The organism is Paenarthrobacter sp. TE4293 (assembly GCF_050435325.1).
Classification (GTDB): Bacteria; Actinomycetota; Actinomycetes; order Actinomycetales; family Micrococcaceae; genus Arthrobacter; species Arthrobacter nitroguajacolicus_C.
In genome coordinates this window covers 44664-61183 of sequence record NZ_JBNJRY010000013.1, presented here as the reverse complement: position 1 = coordinate 61183, position 16520 = coordinate 44664, and the positions used below count along the sequence as shown (strand labels likewise).

At 62.7% G+C, this 16520-nt stretch carries 15 protein-coding genes; 4 read left to right on the top strand and 11 right to left on the bottom strand.

Features of this window, described 5'->3' with window-relative positions; all coding sequences use genetic code 11:
* Positions 1 to 5: 5 nt before the first annotated feature.
* The 8 genes from QF015_RS20990 to QF015_RS20955 all read right to left on the bottom strand — a co-directional run bounded on the left by QF015_RS20990 (position 6) and on the right by QF015_RS20955 (position 8544).
* Positions 6 to 1637 (bottom strand): UDP-N-acetylmuramoyl-L-alanyl-D-glutamate--2,6-diaminopimelate ligase, encoded by a 1632-nt coding sequence (locus QF015_RS20990; protein ID WP_429390635.1) that lies wholly within the window; start codon positions 1635 to 1637, stop codon positions 6 to 8.
* Positions 1638 to 1739: 102 nt separating this feature from the next.
* On the bottom strand, positions 1740 to 3536 hold the full coding sequence (locus tag QF015_RS20985; protein WP_310209956.1) for a peptidoglycan D,D-transpeptidase FtsI family protein: 1797 nt from the start codon (positions 3534 to 3536) through the stop codon (positions 1740 to 1742).
* A 42-nt stretch (positions 3537 to 3578) separates the two neighbouring features.
* Positions 3579 to 4241 (bottom strand): hypothetical protein, encoded by a 663-nt coding sequence (locus QF015_RS20980; protein WP_310209959.1) that lies wholly within the window; start codon positions 4239 to 4241, stop codon positions 3579 to 3581.
* Positions 4238 to 5236: a 16S rRNA (cytosine(1402)-N(4))-methyltransferase RsmH gene (gene rsmH, locus QF015_RS20975; protein ID WP_429390634.1), complete on the bottom strand. Its 999-nt coding sequence runs from the start codon at positions 5234 to 5236 to the stop codon at positions 4238 to 4240. The genes QF015_RS20980 and rsmH overlap by 4 nt, the downstream gene beginning before the upstream one ends.
* Positions 5237 to 5404: 168 nt before the next feature.
* Complete coding sequence (gene mraZ, locus QF015_RS20970; RefSeq protein ID WP_310209962.1) at positions 5405 to 5836, bottom strand: division/cell wall cluster transcriptional repressor MraZ; 432 nt, start codon at positions 5834 to 5836, stop codon at positions 5405 to 5407.
* 448 nt (positions 5837 to 6284) lie between these two features.
* Complete coding sequence (locus QF015_RS20965; RefSeq protein ID WP_310209965.1) at positions 6285 to 6653, bottom strand: DUF3040 domain-containing protein; 369 nt, start codon at positions 6651 to 6653, stop codon at positions 6285 to 6287.
* Positions 6654 to 6892: 239 nt separating this feature from the next.
* Positions 6893 to 8155, bottom strand: coding sequence for a DNA polymerase IV (gene dinB / locus QF015_RS20960; protein ID WP_429390633.1), 1263 nt, complete (start codon positions 8153 to 8155; stop codon positions 6893 to 6895).
* A gap of 44 nt (positions 8156 to 8199) precedes the next feature.
* The gene (locus QF015_RS20955; protein ID WP_429390632.1) at positions 8200 to 8544 is read right to left on the bottom strand and encodes a hypothetical protein; all 345 of its coding nucleotides are present in this window, start codon (positions 8542 to 8544) and stop codon (positions 8200 to 8202) included.
* 10 nt (positions 8545 to 8554) lie between these two features.
* On the opposite strand from QF015_RS20955, the gene QF015_RS20950 reads away from it, so the two are divergent.
* A complete protein-coding gene (locus tag QF015_RS20950) occupies positions 8555 to 8797 on the top strand; it encodes a hypothetical protein (RefSeq protein WP_310209972.1) in 243 nt (80 codons plus the stop codon).
* A complete protein-coding gene (locus QF015_RS20945; protein WP_310209976.1) occupies positions 8794 to 9888 on the top strand; it encodes a polyprenyl synthetase family protein in 1095 nt (364 codons plus the stop codon). The genes QF015_RS20950 and QF015_RS20945 overlap by 4 nt, the downstream gene beginning before the upstream one ends.
* A gap of 119 nt (positions 9889 to 10007) precedes the next feature.
* Here the strand turns inward: QF015_RS20945 and QF015_RS20940 are convergent, their stop codons facing one another.
* Entirely contained in the window at positions 10008 to 10361 is a 354-nt protein-coding gene (locus QF015_RS20940; protein WP_310209978.1) for an Rv2175c family DNA-binding protein, read from the bottom strand.
* Between the two features lie 258 nt (positions 10362 to 10619).
* Here QF015_RS20940 and QF015_RS20935 point away from each other — a divergent pair, with 258 nt between their 5' ends.
* Both QF015_RS20935 and pknB read left to right on the top strand, forming a co-directional pair.
* The gene (locus tag QF015_RS20935) at positions 10620 to 11957 is read left to right on the top strand and encodes a LysM peptidoglycan-binding domain-containing protein (protein ID WP_429390631.1); all 1338 of its coding nucleotides are present in this window, start codon (positions 10620 to 10622) and stop codon (positions 11955 to 11957) included.
* A gap of 87 nt (positions 11958 to 12044) precedes the next feature.
* Positions 12045 to 14111, top strand: a complete 2067-nt coding sequence (pknB, locus tag QF015_RS20930; RefSeq protein ID WP_429390630.1) for a Stk1 family PASTA domain-containing Ser/Thr kinase — start codon at positions 12045 to 12047, stop codon at positions 14109 to 14111.
* A gap of 61 nt (positions 14112 to 14172) precedes the next feature.
* Here pknB and QF015_RS20925 read toward each other — a convergent pair whose 3' ends face one another.
* Both QF015_RS20925 and QF015_RS20920 read right to left on the bottom strand, forming a co-directional pair.
* A complete protein-coding gene (locus tag QF015_RS20925) occupies positions 14173 to 15576 on the bottom strand; it encodes a class II 3-deoxy-7-phosphoheptulonate synthase (protein ID WP_429390629.1) in 1404 nt (467 codons plus the stop codon).
* A gap of 66 nt (positions 15577 to 15642) precedes the next feature.
* Complete coding sequence (locus tag QF015_RS20920; RefSeq protein ID WP_310209990.1) at positions 15643 to 16434, bottom strand: lysophospholipid acyltransferase family protein; 792 nt, start codon at positions 16432 to 16434, stop codon at positions 15643 to 15645.
* Positions 16435 to 16520: the final 86 nt, after the last annotated feature.

Below are 16520 nucleotides of genomic sequence, written 5' to 3'. Positions count from 1 at the left end.
TCGGTTTAGGACTCTATCCGCTGGTCCGATGAAACGCTGAATCCCTTGGATGTCAAGGCGGCCCGCAATTCCACCCTGTCGTCCAGGGCCAGGTTCACGCCTTTGACCTCCTGCCACACTTCGTGGCCTCGTCCGGCGATGAGGATGGTGTCGTTGGCGGTGGCCATCTCCACTGCCAGGCGGATCGCCGCGTCCCTGGGGTGGGACTCAATGATCTCGCTGCCCAACTTCTCTGCATCGCGTGCTACGAGGGCTCCCTGCAGGACCTCGGCACGGATTGACGCGGCGTCTTCGTCGTGGGGGTCGTCATCGCTGACGATCACCACGTCAGCCAGGCGTGCGGCGATGGCACCCATCGTGGGGCGCTTGCTTTGGTCGCGCTGTCCCGTTGCGCCGAAGACCACGATGACGCGGGAGCCCTCCTGCGGCGAGCGAACGGCCTCGAGGGCGCGTGCCAAGGCATCGGGATTGTGGGCAAAATCAACAACGGCCGCAGGCTCCGTCGATACCAACTGCATACGTCCGGGAACAGCCACGGTGAAGGGGTCGTGGGCATCCAGGGCTGCCTGCAGCACCTGTTCATCGATGCCGGAGGCCAGGACCATGACGGTTGCCAAGGCAGCATTGGCGACGTTGAAGTCACCAGGCAATCCGGTGTGGACCCGCAGGACCCGCCCGTCGGAGTGCCGGAGTTCGAATTCCGAGCCCAACCCGCGGGCGGCAACCGCAGCTACGTGCCAGTCAGCACCGCTGTGCTGTCCCGACAACGTTGTCACCGGGATATCGGCCAGTTCCACGAGTTTGCGCCCCCACTCGTCGTCCACTGTGACAACGGCGTGCCGGGCCCTGGCAGCGGTGAAAAGCTCTGCCTTGGTCCGGAAGTACTCTTCCATGCTGCCGTGCAGGTCCAAGTGGTCCTGGGTGAGGTTGGTGAAGCCCGCGACATCGAACATCACCCCGTCCACGCGGCGGAACGAGATCGCATGGGATGACACTTCCATCGAGGCCGCTTCCAGGCCCCGTTCGCGCATCAAGGCGAGGAGGGCATGGACGTCTGTGGACTCCGGCGTGGTCAGGAGGCTGGGAATGGGTTCGCCGCCCGCCACGATCTCGATGGTCCCAATGAGTCCCGGCCTTTTGCCCAAGGCACGCAGCAGGGAGTTGATGAAGTAGGTGGTGGTGGTCTTGCCATTGGTGCCGGTGACCCCGTAGAGCGTCGGGAAAGCACCGTCCGAGGGCTGGCTGCGGTAGATCAGCGCGGCCAGAGGCCCGACGGCGGCCCGCGGCTCCTCGACGATCAGGACCGGCACCGGCTGCTCGCCCGACAACGCAAGCTGGCGCGCCCCGGCGTCGTCCGTCACGACGGCGACAGCACCGGCGTCGACTGCCTGGGGAACGAAATCGGCACCGTGGCGGGACGCTCCCGGCAAAGCCATGTAGAGGTCGCCGGCTTCAACAGCCCGCGAATTGAGCGTGATACCTGTCACGCCCCTGTCATGGCTTCCTTCCGGTGCTGCAATGCCCAGTACTTCCGCAATGGTGGCCAAAGGCACAGCTGCCACGGATTCGGGACGGAATCCGGACTGGCCGGCATCCGTCGTCGCGGCGTTGTTGGCTGCCTCATGGTGCTCTGACACGTGGTTCTCCGTTGGTGCTCGTGGAACGACCGGCTTGGGGCCAGCGGCGCCCGGGCCGTTAGTGGTGGATCGATGAAGGGCCGAAACAGACGCCCAAGAAGCTTACTTGACGAACTGGGGCAGTCGCGCGGGGGTTCCGGTCGACGGCGCCACATTGTAGGTGCGCAGGACCTGAGACATCACCGAACGGAACACCGGCCCGTTGGTGAGGCCGTAGATGTTTCCCTTGGGGCGCTGGAGGACCACTTCGACGATGAAACGGGGGTCATCCATCGGCGCCATTCCCACCATCGAGGCCGTATAGCCGTCGAATCCGGGCAGGCCGTCCTCGCGCGGGGCCTGGGAGGTTCCTGTCTTCGCACCGACGCGGTAACCGTCGATGGCGGCGTCCTTGATCTGGCCCTCGGTCACGGCGCTTTCCAGGATGTCCCGGACCTGCTGTGCGGTCTCCTTGGACACCACCTGGCGGGAGTCCTTGGGGGCAACCTTCTGTTCCTCGCCCTCGGGGGTGATGTAGCTGTCAATGAGCCGGGGTTGCAGCATCACGCCATTATTGGCGATGCTCTGGAACGCGCGGACTGTCTGTAGCGTCGACTGCGAAACTCCCTGGCCGAAGAGCACCGTATATTGCTGCCGTTCGTCCCATTGGTCCGGTGTGGCGAGGATGCCCGTGGCTTCAGCCGGCAACCCGATGTCCGTCTGCTCGCCGATCCCGAACTTCTTCAACCAGTCGTACCGCTGCTCCTTGGTCAATCTGCTGCCGACCATGACGGTGCCGGTGTTCATGGACCATCCCAGGATGCCCGCAAGGGTACGTTCCTCAGTCCCGTGCTCGAAAGCATCGGTGAAGGTCTGGCCGTCGATGGTGTACGACGCGGGGATGGTGAAGTGGTCCAGGGGGAAGGACTTTCCCTCCTCGATGGCCGCAGCAGCGGTGATCATCTTTTGCACGGAGCCAGGTTCGTAGGCCGCCGTTACGGAACGCACGCCACGGTCCTTGGCATCCACTTTGCCGGGATCGTTGGGGTCCGGGGCATTGGTATCCGCCAAAGCCACCAGGTTGCCGGTCTTGGTGTCCATCACAATGATGGACCCCCATTCGGCATTCATCTTGTTGACCTGGCTTTGAATGGCCTGCTGCGCGAAGTACTGGATGTCCGTATTGATGGTGAGCTTCACGTCGCTGCCATCCACGGCGGGAGTCAGTTCATCGGTGGCTACCGGAATCCTCAGTCCGTCAGCGCCGATCTCGAACACGCGCTTGCCTTCGACACCCCTCAGGATCTCGTCCTGGGTCTGCTCGATGCCGGCCTGTCCGGTGGTCCCGTCCTGCAGGAAGCCCACCACGCCACCGGCCACACTGCCGTTGGGGTAGACGCGTTTGCTGACACCTTCGGGGACCACGCCCGGGATGTTCAGCTTGGAGATGCGGTCTTCAAGCTCAGGTTTGATGTCCTTAGCAACCACGAAGTACTTCTTGTCACCTGTGAGCGCCTCGCGGATCTTCTCCACGTCCGACCCCAGCAAGGTTGCGAGGTCAGCAATGCCCTGGTCCCTGGAAATCGTCTCGACTTCGTCGGTCTTCTCGTTGTACCGCTTGAAACTGGGCGTGTTCGTGTTCAACACCTGGTCCACTACCAGGTTGTAGCGGATAACGCTGCTGGCCAGGACCGTACCGTTGGCGTCCACGATCTGCCCACGTTCGGCCGGAAGGACCTGGGGCGTGAGGCGGTTTGCCAAGGCAGCCTCGGCCATGCCGCCCATGTCCAGGCCCTGGACCATGAAGAGCTTGCCGCCCACCACCAGGAGCAGGGTAAGCATGATGCCAAGACCAACCCGCAACCGCTTTCTTGCCGCCGGCGTCTTCGGTTTTTTCGATGTGCCGGGGTTCTGAGCCACGTTGATTCCTTGCTGCTGGCCTTGCGTCAGTGGACTGATGGACTACTGCCCGGGTGCCTTCTGCTGGGGAGCCGGGACTGATCCCCCATGGAGTTCAACCGGCGGTTTGGCTGCCGGGGACGCCGGAGTTGCAGCGGGTGCTGCCGGCGGGGCCGCCTCCACCGGTGCTGCCGGCTTGAGGTTCTCCAACGGATCCTTTGTTGTCACTGAGGGAACCACGTCGAGCATGCCTGCCACGGCCGGCGGAGCCAGCTGGGCCAAAGGGGCATCCCCCTTGACCGCAGGCGTTGCCTTGCCGGTGACTGACATCGTGTTCAGATCAATCTGTCCTTTAACAGTGGAAGGAACCATTCCCAATTCTGCAGCCTTGGCTGCCAGATTTTGGGGAGCTTCGAAGTTCTGCTTCTTCTGTGTCAGGTCCTGGTTTTCCTTGTTCAAGGTGGCCGCCTGGGCTTTGAGTTGCACCAACTGGTACTGCGCAGTGGATACCGAGATGTTCAAGACCAGCACCGTCAGGAGTGCGGCCGCCATCGCGACGAAGCACAGGACGACAAAGGGGGTCCGCCGCTTGCCGGGAGCACTGCGCACCAAGGAGAGCGGGGTGCGGGCCTTCCGGCCGGCGTCAGGCTTACCGGCGGGAACTGGCAGCGCACGGACGGTGTTGCCCACCACGGAGGGCAGTGTCTTCGCTGCGGCGTTGCTCATGCGTCTCTCCTCGGTTTGATGCGCTCCACTGCCCGCAACCGGGCAGACGCCGCGCGGGGGTTTTCAGCGATTTCTGCTGCCGTAGGCACTTCCGTGCCCTTGGTGATGGTCTTTAATTCAGGTTGGTGTTCTTCCAGCTCCACCGGGAAACCGAGCGGGGCCGACGATTTGGATCCGGTCTGGAAAACCGACTTCACGATCTTGTCTTCCAGCGAGTGATAGGACATCACCACGATCCGGCCGCCCATGGCCGTGGCGGCCACGGCTGCTGGAACCGCCCTTTCCAGGACGTCCAGTTCCTCGTTGACCTCGATCCGCAATGCCTGGAAAGTTCGCTTGGCCGGGTGCCCACCACTTTTCGCGGCCGCGGCGGGGACAACACTGCGGATCTGCTCCACAAGTTCACCGGTGGTGGCAAAGGGCTTCCCGGCACGGGCATTGACGATCCTGTTGGCTATGCGGCCCGCAAACTTTTCTTCGCCCCATTTGCGGATGATGCGCACCAGCTCTTCTTCGCTGTAGGTGTTCACCACATCGGCAGCGGTCTGTCCCCGGCTGGTGTCCATCCGCATGTCCAGCGGCGCGTCGTAGGAGTAGGCGAAGCCACGCCCGCGCTCATCGAGCTGCAGGGAAGATACGCCCAGGTCCATGAGGATGCCATGGACCTCGGCGATGCCAAGGTCGGCGAGGACGTCTTCGATTTCGTCGTAGACGGCGTGAACCAGGTCAATCCGGTTGGAAAAGGGCTCCAGGCGTGCACCGGCCAAAGCCAGCGCTTCCTCATCGCGATCAATGCCGACCAGATGCAGGTCCGGAAAGCGTTGCAGCATAGCCTCGGAGTGGCCACCCATACCCAAGGTGGCATCGATGGCTACGGGAGTCTGGCCGCGCTTCCGGGCAGCCTCGAAACCAGGAGCCAGCAAGTTGATGCAGCGGTCTTTGAGGACGGGTACGTGGCGCTCCGATGTGGGCTTTGCCGCGTCCTGCTCTTCCACGCTGCCTCCTCTTTCCTCAAATCGCTTACCTGCTGTTTCTTGAACCGGATCCCCATCCGCGCCTATCGATCCGCCGGCCTGGCTCAGGGGAAGGTGAGCCAGGAAGACTGTTCGATGGGCGGCTGGAGATCCCATTCAAGAAGCTGTACTGCTGCTTCCTCCGACCGGCTAGAAGAAGCCGGGCAGATTGTCGTCGTCTGTTTCAGAGAAGGCTGCTTCCTTCTCGTTGAGGTACTCATTCCAAGCATCGGCATCCCAGATCTCAGCGCGGGTACCGGCACCGATCACAGCCAGTTCCCGGCCAAGGCCGGCATACGTCCGGAGCGCCGGCGGAATCGTCACGCGCCCCTGCTTGTCAGGTACTTCGTCAGAGGCTCCAGACAGGAAAACACGAATGTAGTCACGGGCCTGCTTGGAGGACAGTGGCGCCTCCCGCATCGATTCGTGAATGCGTTCGAACTCTTTCTGGCTGAAGACGTAGATGCAGCGTTCCTGGCCCCTGGTGAGGACCAATCCATCAGCAAGCTCCTCGCGGAACTTGGCCGGAAGGATGATCCGGCCCTTTTCGTCGAGACGCGGAGAGTGAGTACCCAGAAACACTGGCCCCACCGCCCCTCAGTCAAGGTGCCCGCTCATGCCCAACACTGCCACTACCCTCTTATGTGCTCCACTTTACTCCACAACGCCCCACAGTCAACGCAGCACAGGGCGTTTCTCCACCACTTTGAGTTTTAAGAGACCCGAAACGGCGCGGATGCAGGGCTGTGGTGCGAAGTGGAGGGCTGGCCGACCCAGCCGCTGCGTTTGGTCACTGTCCGGCAGGAGCACAGGCTTCAAGCCAGGAGTCGGCGCTGTCTGACGGGTGGATGTGGGTGAAAGTGGAGCAAGGGGTGGGAAGTGGAGGGTGCGTGGAATAAAGGAGAGCAGCAAGACCCTTAAACGCGAAAAGACCCGCTGTGCGGGTCTTTCGTTATCCCCCAGGGAGCTTCAGGGGCGTGGATGGTTCAGTGCGGCCGACGTGTCCGGTGGTGGAAAGTGGAGCGGACGCTCAGGAGTCGTCGCGTCGCCGCTCGTCCCAGCGTTCTTCCAGGCTGCTCATGAACGAACTCTTGGGTTTGCCTTTTCCGGGCTTGACCTTGCCTGCTTTGCCGAAGGCAGCTCCGCGCAACGTGGCGAAATAAACGCCAGCACCCATGACGACGAAACCGAGGACACCCACTGGTATCGCCTGCATCGAGACCCCCACAAGAAGGAGGAGGATGCCTGCAATGGCGCCCAGCACACCAATAATCACATGCCGGGTCGACCAACTGCGGATGGGATCCGAACCCATGGTGTTGGCAAACTTCGGATCGTCCTCATGAAGTTGCTTTTCCAGTTGCTCAAGCAGCTTCTGTTCGTGCTCCGAGAGGGGCATCGCGACCTCCTTTAGTCAGCCAGCGTCTGGACATAACGCGTCCTGTGCGTCTGTTACCAAAACGATCGGGCCAAGAAAATCGTTCCCGAAATTCCCTCTTGGTTCAGCGGGCATCTCAGGGCCGACTGTTCAGGAAACAGTTTGTCCAGACGATCTAAATCTCTGTAATAAATAGGATAGTTTGTCCGACGCCGTTCTGAAAGACGCCCGCAGCCCCGCGGGACCAAGCTCACAGCCGCTCACGTGTCGGCGGGAGGCTTGCCCGGTTCCAAAAGCCGGGCCGGCAGCAAGGTCTTGGATCCGAAACGTTCCGATACCCGGTCCAGGGCTTGCTCGGCTGCCCGCCAATTGTCGTCCCTGCGATCCAGGCTCAGCTGCAGGGACGTCTGGCCTGCGGGCTCCAATTGCTCCGCCCGCACACCCACCAGACGCACGCTCATGGTCCGGGGGCCCAACGACTCCAGCAACTGCACTGCCACTTGGTAGATCATCTGCGCGCTGTCTACCGGCGCGTGGACGGTCCGGCTGCGCGTGACAGTAGAAAAGTCCGAATACCTCAGCTTCAACGCCACGGTCCTGGCCAGCATCCCCGAACTGCGCAGACGGGCTGCCGTTCGGTGGGACAAGCGCAGCAACTCCCGGTGCAACACGGCATCATCACCGGTGTCCAGGGAGAACGTCTCTTCCGCGCCGATACTTTTCTCAAGCCGGGTGGGCGTGACCGGACGCGGGTCAATGCCCATGGACAGGCGGTGCACGTGCTCGCCGCTGGCACCCAGGACTTTCCTCAATGAGGCCAAGGGCGTAGCCGCGACATCCGCGACGGTCCGGATGCCAAGACGGGCCAACACTTCCCCGGTCTTGCCACCGACACCCCAGAGGGCATTGACGGGAAGGCTGTGAAGATAAGGAATAGTGTCCTCGGCATTGATCTGCAGTATCCCGTCCGGTTTGCACCGAGTGGAAGCGATCTTGGCCACGAACTTGGTGCTGGCGATTCCGACGGATGCCGTGATGCCCAATTCGGTCTGGACCCTCCGGCGGATGAGATGGCCGATGTCCAGCGGTGGCCCCAACCGGCGGATGGCCCCACCGACATCGAGAAAAGCTTCGTCGACGCTGAGGGGCTCCACCAGGTCGGTAATGGAAGCAAAGATTTCCATGAGCTGAGCGGACACTTCGTAATAGACCGTGTGGCGTGGATTGATGATCACCGCGGAGGGACACCGCCTCATGGCTATGGACATCGGCATGGCGGACTTCACCCCTGTGGCCCGCGCCTCGTAGGAAGCAGAGAGCACCACGGACCGTTCGGCGGGGAATCCCACGATGACTGGTTTTCCCCGAAGGTCCGGACGGCTGCGGAGTTCGACGGAGACGAAGAAAGCGTCCATATCCACGTGGAGTATGCTGGTTCGCCTTAGTTCCCTCAGGGCGTCACCGGTGCTGCGGGCCGGTCCCTGTCCATCGCTCGGGGCACTGCCGAATGCTTCCTGACTCACATCGGCAATACTATGCCCGGCCACTGACTAAACTGGAGGCACAGTCAGGCCCACCCCCCGGAAGGATCACCTGTGAAGGTCTTTGGAACTCCTCGATCGCGAGGGTTTGCCCTGCTCGCAGTAAGTGTCGCCGTAGCGGCCTCGGCGTGTACGCCGTCACCCGGAGGCTCAGCTGCCCCCTCCCCCACCGACTCTTCATCACCATCGTCAGCGTCGTCGTCCCCCACTGGCTCCAGCTCCGCGTCTGCGGCCGGAACAGCGGCGTCGACGGCGTCGGCCACGCCGGCACCGGGTGCGACGGCAACAGTGAACGCGCTTGTCCCAGGCTTCCCCGAGAAACTCATTCCGGTGATGCCCGCAACGTCCGTCCGTTCCAGCAGCTTTGACAAGAGCACGTCCTTGGCAACTGTTGCACTCGTAGGGACTGTCAAGGCGCCCCCGGAGGGCGTGGTGGATTACTACAAGACCTCGTTGGAGGCCCAGGGTTTCAAGCTTGTCCCCGGATCCGGGGCCGTAGGCAACGTCACGTCCCTGGACTTTATCCGCGGCGACGGCGAAACCGTGAACGTGTCCATTCGGCAGAAAGAAGGCGTGTCCACGTTCACCATCGGCGCCAACGTGGCGTCCGGGTCCATCAAGTGACGGCATTTCCCCAAGTGGCGTCCGAGCAGGCGCTGTTCATCAGCGGCGTTGCCGGGAAGCTGGACGGCTTCCTTGCAGGGCAACAGGAGCTCATGGCCGGAGTGTCGCCGGATGTAGCGCCGCTCATCGGATCCATTTCACATCTGGTCACTGGGGGCAAGCGGCTCCGGGCGCTCATGTGCTACTGGGGCTGGAGAGGTGCCGGCGGTGACGCCGGGGACCCTGGGATCGTGACTGCGGGGTGCGCGCTGGAACTGTTCCAGGCAGCGGCACTGATCCACGACGACATTATTGACCGCTCCGACATGCGCCGTGGTGGTCCAAGCGTCCACAAGCGATTCAGCCAACTCCACGAGGCGAACGGCTGGGCTCTCGACAGCGGGCGTTTCGGCGATGCCGCGGCCATCCTGACCGGCGACCTCTGTTTGTCTTTCAGCGAGGAGTCCTTTACGGACATCGGCCCGCGGGCCGCCGCCGGAAGCCCCGCCCGCGGGATCTTCAACGTCATGAGGGCGGAGGTCATGGCCGGGCAGTACCTCGACATCCTCGAAGAGGTAGCCGGCCCCGTTCGCGACCGGGCGGCGTCGGTGGACCGCGCACAATCGATCATCCGGTATAAATCAGCCAAATACTCCACGGAGCACCCGCTCGCCTTGGGCGGAGCTCTTGCCGGCGCCTCGGCCGGCCTCCTGAAGAGCTATTCCGACTTTTCGTTGCCGCTCGGTGAGGCATTCCAAATGCGGGACGATGTCCTGGGGGTCTTTGGTGATCCCGCGACCACCGGCAAGCCGGCCGGCGATGACCTGTTGGAAGGCAAGCGCACCGTTCTTGTGGGTTTCGCCCTGAACCAGGCAACCGCTGCCGAGGCAGACTACCTTGACCAGATGCTGGGCAATCCCGATCTCGGCGAGAGCGACGTGGCAGAGATCCGCCGCATCATGGTCCAGTGTGGCGCTTTGGACGCCACGGAATCGCTGATTGCAGAGCTGAGCAACCGGGCTTATGCGGCGTTGGAACGCTTGCCGCTCGAGGACGTGCCGCTGAGGGCACTCAGCCAGCTGGCCGAGGCCGCAGTCAGCCGGGCGGCCTGAGGGGCGCGGCATAGCCGCCTCATACTGCACCAAAAGGACACAACACGACGACGGCGGTGGGCACCGCCGTCGTCGTCTTTATTCAGTTCACTTTCCCCTGCCCTGCCGGAAAGGCGTTATTACCAGGCCAGGGACTGGGCGCGACGCCTGATCTCTGTTTTGCGCCCTTCACGCAGGGCATCAATGGGACGCCCCCGCAATGATTCGTCGGGGGTGAAAAGCCAGATGATCAACTCTTCGTCGTTGTAACCGGCATCGCTGAGAACCGCGACGGTTCCCTTCAAGCTGTCGACAACATGACCGTCCTGGATAAACAAGGCCGGGATGGAGCGAATATTCCGCTCTCCCCGCCTGATGGCTACCAGCGAACGCTCATCCAAAAGTCCGTGGACTTTGGTGATGGAAACTTCCAGCAGCTCGGCGACATCCGGCAGCGGGAGCCAGTCGGAAACAAGGCTTTCTACATTACTCACGGAACAAGGTTGCCACGCCGCCCCGCCCGGCGCCTAGCCGGGGTTCGACGCCGGCTCCCGGCGGTGGTCCATAAGACGCCATTTCATTGCCGGCAATTCAGTTCGCATAATCCCGAACGGCAGGAATTGTTGTGCCGATTGAATAAGTGTGAGAGATTCACACTGATCACACTTGCACCATTGATAACATCTGTAACATTGGCAACACTGGCAACAGCGCCAACAATCACCCCCGCTGTTGAGATGAGGACACTTTTCATGACGACGCCCCGCACGCCGAAACGAACCATGAGTATGCCGGTCATCGCGGCCACCACGGCTGCGCTTCCTGCCGTGGTTTTGTCCTCGCTTGCCTTGGCACAACCGTCCATGGCTGCGCCGGCACCGCAACCCCGCAAAGTTCCAGCTACTCTTGCTGCCGCAATGAAGGCCCAGGCCGTCCAGGCCGGCAACGTCATTCCCGCGCAGGCAGTTGCAGCGACCCTCCCCGCCGCCTTGCGTCCCATGGCACCCTCAGTTCCGGAGACGTACACGATCGTGCGGGGTGACACCATCAGCGCAATCGCCCGACGCTTCAACCTGGACACGAATGCGGTACTCCAGCTGAACAAGCTCACGGCCACCACGCTGATCTACCCGGGACAGAGCATCAAGCTCACGGGGACAGCTACGGCCGCTCCTACACAGCCATCGGCTCCTGCAGCCCCCAGCGCACCCAGCAATGCCGCCGTTTACACGGTGGTTTCCGGCGATACCCTGGGCGCCATTGCCGCCAAGCACGGAGTACCCCTGTCCAGCATCTTTAGCTGGAACAACCTCAACGGGAGCTCCATCATCTACCCGGGTCAGAAGATCAAGGTCAGCGGAGGGTCGGCGCCTGCAGCTCCAGCACCCGCTCCTGCTCCTGCACCCGCTCCTGCACCGCAGGGCGGCGCCGGGTCCTACACCATCAAAGCCGGGGACACCCTCAGTGGAATCGCTTCACGCCACGGAGTGTCCCTGAGTGCGCTGATGACAGCCAACAAGGTCACGGCCACCACCGTCATCTACCCCGGCCAAAAATTGACCATCCCCGGCGCCGGCCTGCAGCCTGCCGGCGACACCAAGCCCCTGGTTCCCAGCACTTTCCTGGGCTTCACTTACCCGCCAGCGGTGGTCAGCTCGGCCAACGAGAACAAGGCACTCCTGAACGCCTCCCCGGTGCCCAGCCGCGCCGAAATGAAGGGCATCGTGGCTGATACGGCCAGGCGCATGGGCGTCAGCCCGTCCCTGGCACTGGCCTTCGCCGAACAGGAATCCGGTTTCGATCAGCGGGCTGTATCACCGGCAAACGCCATCGGCACCATGCAGGTCATTCCGTCCTCGGGCCAGTGGGCTTCGGACCTCGTGGGCCGCAAGCTCAACCTCCTGGACCCTTATGACAACGCCACTGCGGGTGTCGCCATCATCCGCGCCCTGATCGCCACGAGCAAGGACCTGGACACGGCGATTGCCGGCTACTACCAAGGCCAGTACTCCGTCAGCAAGTACGGCATGTACGACGACACCAAGCGTTACGTCGAATCGATCAAGGCCCGCCAGCGCACGTTCGGCTAGGCCTCAGCAGCACCTCGGAAGGGGCCCGGATCCCATTGGCCAGCCCAATGCGGATTCGGGCCCCTTCCCTGCCTCGTTTAGGATCGTATGGTGCAAGAACCAACGCAGGACCACCTCATTGGGACCATCGTGGACCGCCGCTACATGGTCCGTTCCCGCCTCGCCAGGGGTGGAATGTCTACCGTTTACCTGGCCACGGACCAACGCCTCGAGCGCGACGTGGCCCTCAAAGTCCTGCACCCCCACCTGGCGAACGATCCCATCTTCCTCCAGCGGCTCAGCCGGGAAGCCAAGGCTGCGGCCAGCCTTTCGCACCCCCACATCGTGGGAGTGCTGGACCAAGGGGAGGATGGGCACATCGCCTACCTGGTCATGGAATACGTCAAGGGCCATACCCTTCGTGACGTCCTCACTGAGCAGGGTGCCCTGGCGCCACGGCTGGCACTGGCGCTGATTGATCCTGTCATCGAAGGCCTGGCAGCAGCCCACAGCACCGGATTGATCCATCGGGACATCAAACCCGAGAATGTCCTCCTGGCCGATGACGGCCGGATCAAGGTCGGTGACTTTGGCCTGGCCCGGGCGGTCTCGGCCAACACCAGTACCGGCGCCTTGATTGGAACCGTGGCATACCTGGCTCCCGAACTGGTCCTCGGCCAGCCCGCGGATGCCCGCAGCGACATTTACTCGGCGGGCATCATGCTCTACGAAATGCTGACGGGCAAGCAGCCCTACACCGGCGACTCCCCCATTCAGGTGGCCTACCAGCACGTCAACGCCGTGGTCGGACGCCCTTCCGAAGCTGCTCCCGGGCTGGCCGAAGACCTTGATGAATTGGTCCAGTGGTGCACGGCGACTGAATCCGAGAACAGGCCCGTGGACGGTACTGCGTTGCTTGCCGAACTCCGCCACATCCGCACCACGCTGACGGACGAGCAGTTGGATCTTCGGCAAGGCCCGGCACCGACGCCGCCCGCCTCCGCTACCGCAACGACTCCCATAGGTACCGCGGCAGAAAATCCGACAGAGGCTCTGGCCACGACGGCGTCGCCCACCGAATTCATCTCACACCGGAGCAATCCGACCACCATCATGGCGGCAGGCGGTCCGGCCCTGCAGCACTCGAGGGCTGTTGTCACCGGCACGGACGCCGATCAGGACATACGCCCCCCTGGCAAACGGGAACTGAAGCGACTGGAGCGGCAACAGAGCAAGGATCGCGCACGCGCTGCAGCCACGCCGGTCCGCCCCCTGAGGGAGGGCAATCCCCGCCGGCGTGGTGTGATCTGGACCATCGTGATCATCGTCCTGGCGATGCTCGCCGCGTCCGCCGGCTGGTTCTTCGGCATGGGACCCGGTTCACCCGGGACCGTCCCTGATGTCAAGAACAAAACCGTGGCTGAGGCCCAGCAACTCCTCCGCACCGCTGGATTTCAGTCGGAGCCCCGGGATGTCTTCGACGACGACATCCTGGCCGGGTTGGCTGTCGGCACCGAACCGGAGTCCGGAGCCGAAGTCCGGAAGTTCCAGCCCATCACCCTTTTCGTCTCCAAGGGGGCCCAGCTTTTCGCGCTGCCCGGCCTGACCGGCGGCACCTTGGATGAGGCGAAGACGGCACTCAATGCCGCTGAAATGGCGCTCGGCAACGTCACTGAAGCCTTCGACGAAAAAGTGCCTGCCGGCGTCGTGCTGTCCCAGGATCCGGCCAAGGGTGCCGAGGTGCGGCACGGAACGCCTGTGGCCCTGGTGGTTTCCAAAGGTCCGCAGCCAATCCCCGTACCGGATGTTCGCGGGCTGGCTCAGGACGCCGCCGTTAAAGCGCTCCAGGATGCCGGGCTCAAAGCAGTCATCGCTCCGGAGACAGTCAACGACAAGACGGTCCCCAAGGGCGCAGTGGTCTCCCAGACCCCTGCCAACGGAACGCTGGTCCGGGGCGAGTCAGTAACACTGACTGTGTCCAAGGGCCCCAAGATGGTCAAGGTTCCCAGTTTCATCGGCAAGAACGCGGATGATGCGATTGCCGAGCTGAAGAAACTTGGCTTTATTGTTGAGCGGACAGACTGGCTGGGGGCGCTCTTCAACATAGTGCGCGAGCAGGATCCGAAGGACAAGGAAGTCGCGGAAGGTTCAATTATCAAGCTGACAGTCGTTTAACACCCCAACCACAACAAAAGGCGCGGCCCGGATTCATCCGGACCGCGCCTTTGTTCCATGACTACCGCTTGGAAAGGGCCCCCGCCACCAGGAAGGCCATCTCAAGGGACTGCATGTGGTTCAGGCGGGGATCGCAGACCGACTCGTAACGGTCCAGGAAGGCATCCTGGTCGATCGGGTCGGCGCCACCCAGGCATTCGGCCACGTCGTCGCCGGTCATTTCCACGTGGAGGCCGCCAGGGACGGTACCCAGCGAGTGGTGGACCTCGAAGAAGCCACGGACCTCGTCAATGACGTCGTCGAAGTTGCGGGTCTTGTAGCCGTTCGGCGACGTGACGGTGTTGCCGTGCATGGGGTCGGTGACCCACAGCACCTGCGCGCCCGAGGCCGTGACGCGTTCGACGACAGCCGGCAGCTTTTCGCGGATGTTCCTGGCACCCATACGCGTAATGAACGTCAGGCGACCGGGTTCCCGGTTGGGGTCCAGTTTGTCAATCAGGCGCAGCGCGTCGTCGCCGCTGGTGGTGGGCCCAAGCTTGACGCCGATAGGGTTCCGGACCCGGGACAGGAAGTCCACGTGTGCATGGTCCAGTTCACGGGTCCGCTCGCCGATCCAGAGGAAGTGGGCGGAGGTGTCGTAGGGCAGTCCGGTACGGGAATCGATGCGTGTCAGGGCGCGTTCGTAGTCCAGAAGCAGCGCTTCGTGGCTGGCGAAGAATTCAACCCGCTTGAGTGCTTCGAAGTCTGCTCCACAAGAGTCCATGAAACTGATGGCACGGTCAATGTCGCGCGCCAGAGATTCGTAACGCGCATGCGCGGGGTTCTCCGTGAAGCCCTTGTTCCACTGGTGAACGAGGCGCAGGTCCGCAAAGCCACCTTGGGTGAAGGCACGGATGAGGTTCAGCGTGGAAGCCGAGGTGTGGTACGCCTTGAGCATCCGGCCGGCATCGTGGGCGCGGGACTCGGGAGTGAAGTCGTAGCCATTGACGATGTCGCCGCGGTAAGCGGGAAGCGTCACGCCGTCACGTGTTTCGTCATTGGACGAGCGCGGCTTGGCGAACTGGCCGGCCATGCGGCCCATCTTGATGACGGGCATGGCTGCACCGTACGTGAGCACCACCGCCATCTGCAGGATGGTCTTGACGCGCGCGCTGATTTTGTCCGCAGTGGCGGCCTCGAACGTTTCCGCGCAGTCACCGCCTTGCAGCAGGAAGGCTTTACCCTGGGCGGCAGCTGCCAGGCGCTCCCGAAGAACGTCCACTTCTCCGGCGAACACCAATGGCGGCACCACGGAGAGTTCCTTCACGGAAGCCTTAAAGACGTCGGCGTTGGACCACGTGGGCTGCTGGGAGATCGGCAGGTCCCGCCAGGCGTCGAGTCCGGGATAGTTCGCGGCCCCGCTCTGGGCGGTGCTGGCGAGAGGATCTGCTACGGAAGATGCGGTGTTCGCGGTTAGCTCAGTCACCCTTCAAGAGTAGTAGCCTCCGGCAAGGTTGCTGGACAGTGCACGTAACTGATGCCCCCGTCCGCGTCACAGTTTCCGCGGTGATGCATTCCCGTTCTTGTCCGGCTCATCCCGGTCGTCCGCGATGTCTTCAGCGGCGTCCTCGGCCACCTCGAGCTGATGAACTGGCTCAGGACCCTTGCCGGCCAACTGGGCCTTGACCACCGCGGCGTACTCATCCACATATTCCTGGCCCGAGAGCCGCATCAAGGCGTACATGATTTCGTCCGTCACCGCACGCTGGATCAGGTGGTCGTCCTCCATGCCGTAATACCGGCTGAAGTCCAGGGGTTGTCCAAAGATGATGCCAACCCGACGGATGCTCGGGAGCCGCTTCCCGATGGGCTGGACCTTCTCGGTGCCGATCATGGCCACCGGAACCACCGGGACCCGCGTTTGCAGGGCGAGCCTGGCCACACCTACCTTGCCGCGGTACAGCCTGGCGTCCGGACTACGGGTGCCTTCGGGATAAATCCCCAGCAATCCGCCGGAAGAAAGGACGTCCTTTCCTGCCTGCAAAGACATTTCCGACGCAGCCCCTCCGGAACGGTCCATCGGAAGTTGATTGCTCAGCCTGAAGAACAGGGCTGTCAGCCGGCCCTTGAACCCCTTGCCGGTGAAGTACTCGGACTTGGCAAGGAAAATCACCGGCCGATGCACCATCAACGGCAGGAAAATGGAGTCCGAAAAGGAGAGGTGGTTGGACGCCAGGATCGCGGCACCGTTCTCAGGAACGTTGTCCAAACCCTTCACCCAGGGCCGGAACAGAAGTTTGAGGATGGGACCCAGGAAGATCCTCTTCATGACCCAATAGAACACGGTTGTCCTCTCACGGCCGACGGATGGCATGCTTCCGGCAACCCGGCCGGCACTCAACTGCAACCCTACTCCAGTGAGAAATCTCC

What these genes read in the sequence shown, in the direction of transcription:
- QF015_RS20980 (WP_310209959.1), bottom strand. Translation starts at nt 4,241, where the DNA reads ATGAGCAACGCCGCAGCGAAGACACTGCCCTCCGTGGTGGGCAACACC.
- pknB (WP_429390630.1), top strand. Translation starts at nt 12,045, where the DNA reads ATGGTGCAAGAACCAACGCAGGACCACCTCATTGGGACCATCGTGGAC.
- QF015_RS20935 (WP_429390631.1), top strand. Translation starts at nt 10,620, where the DNA reads ATGACGACGCCCCGCACGCCGAAACGAACCATGAGTATGCCGGTCATC.
- QF015_RS20965 (WP_310209965.1), bottom strand. Translation starts at nt 6,653, where the DNA reads ATGCCCCTCTCGGAGCACGAACAGAAGCTGCTTGAGCAACTGGAAAAG.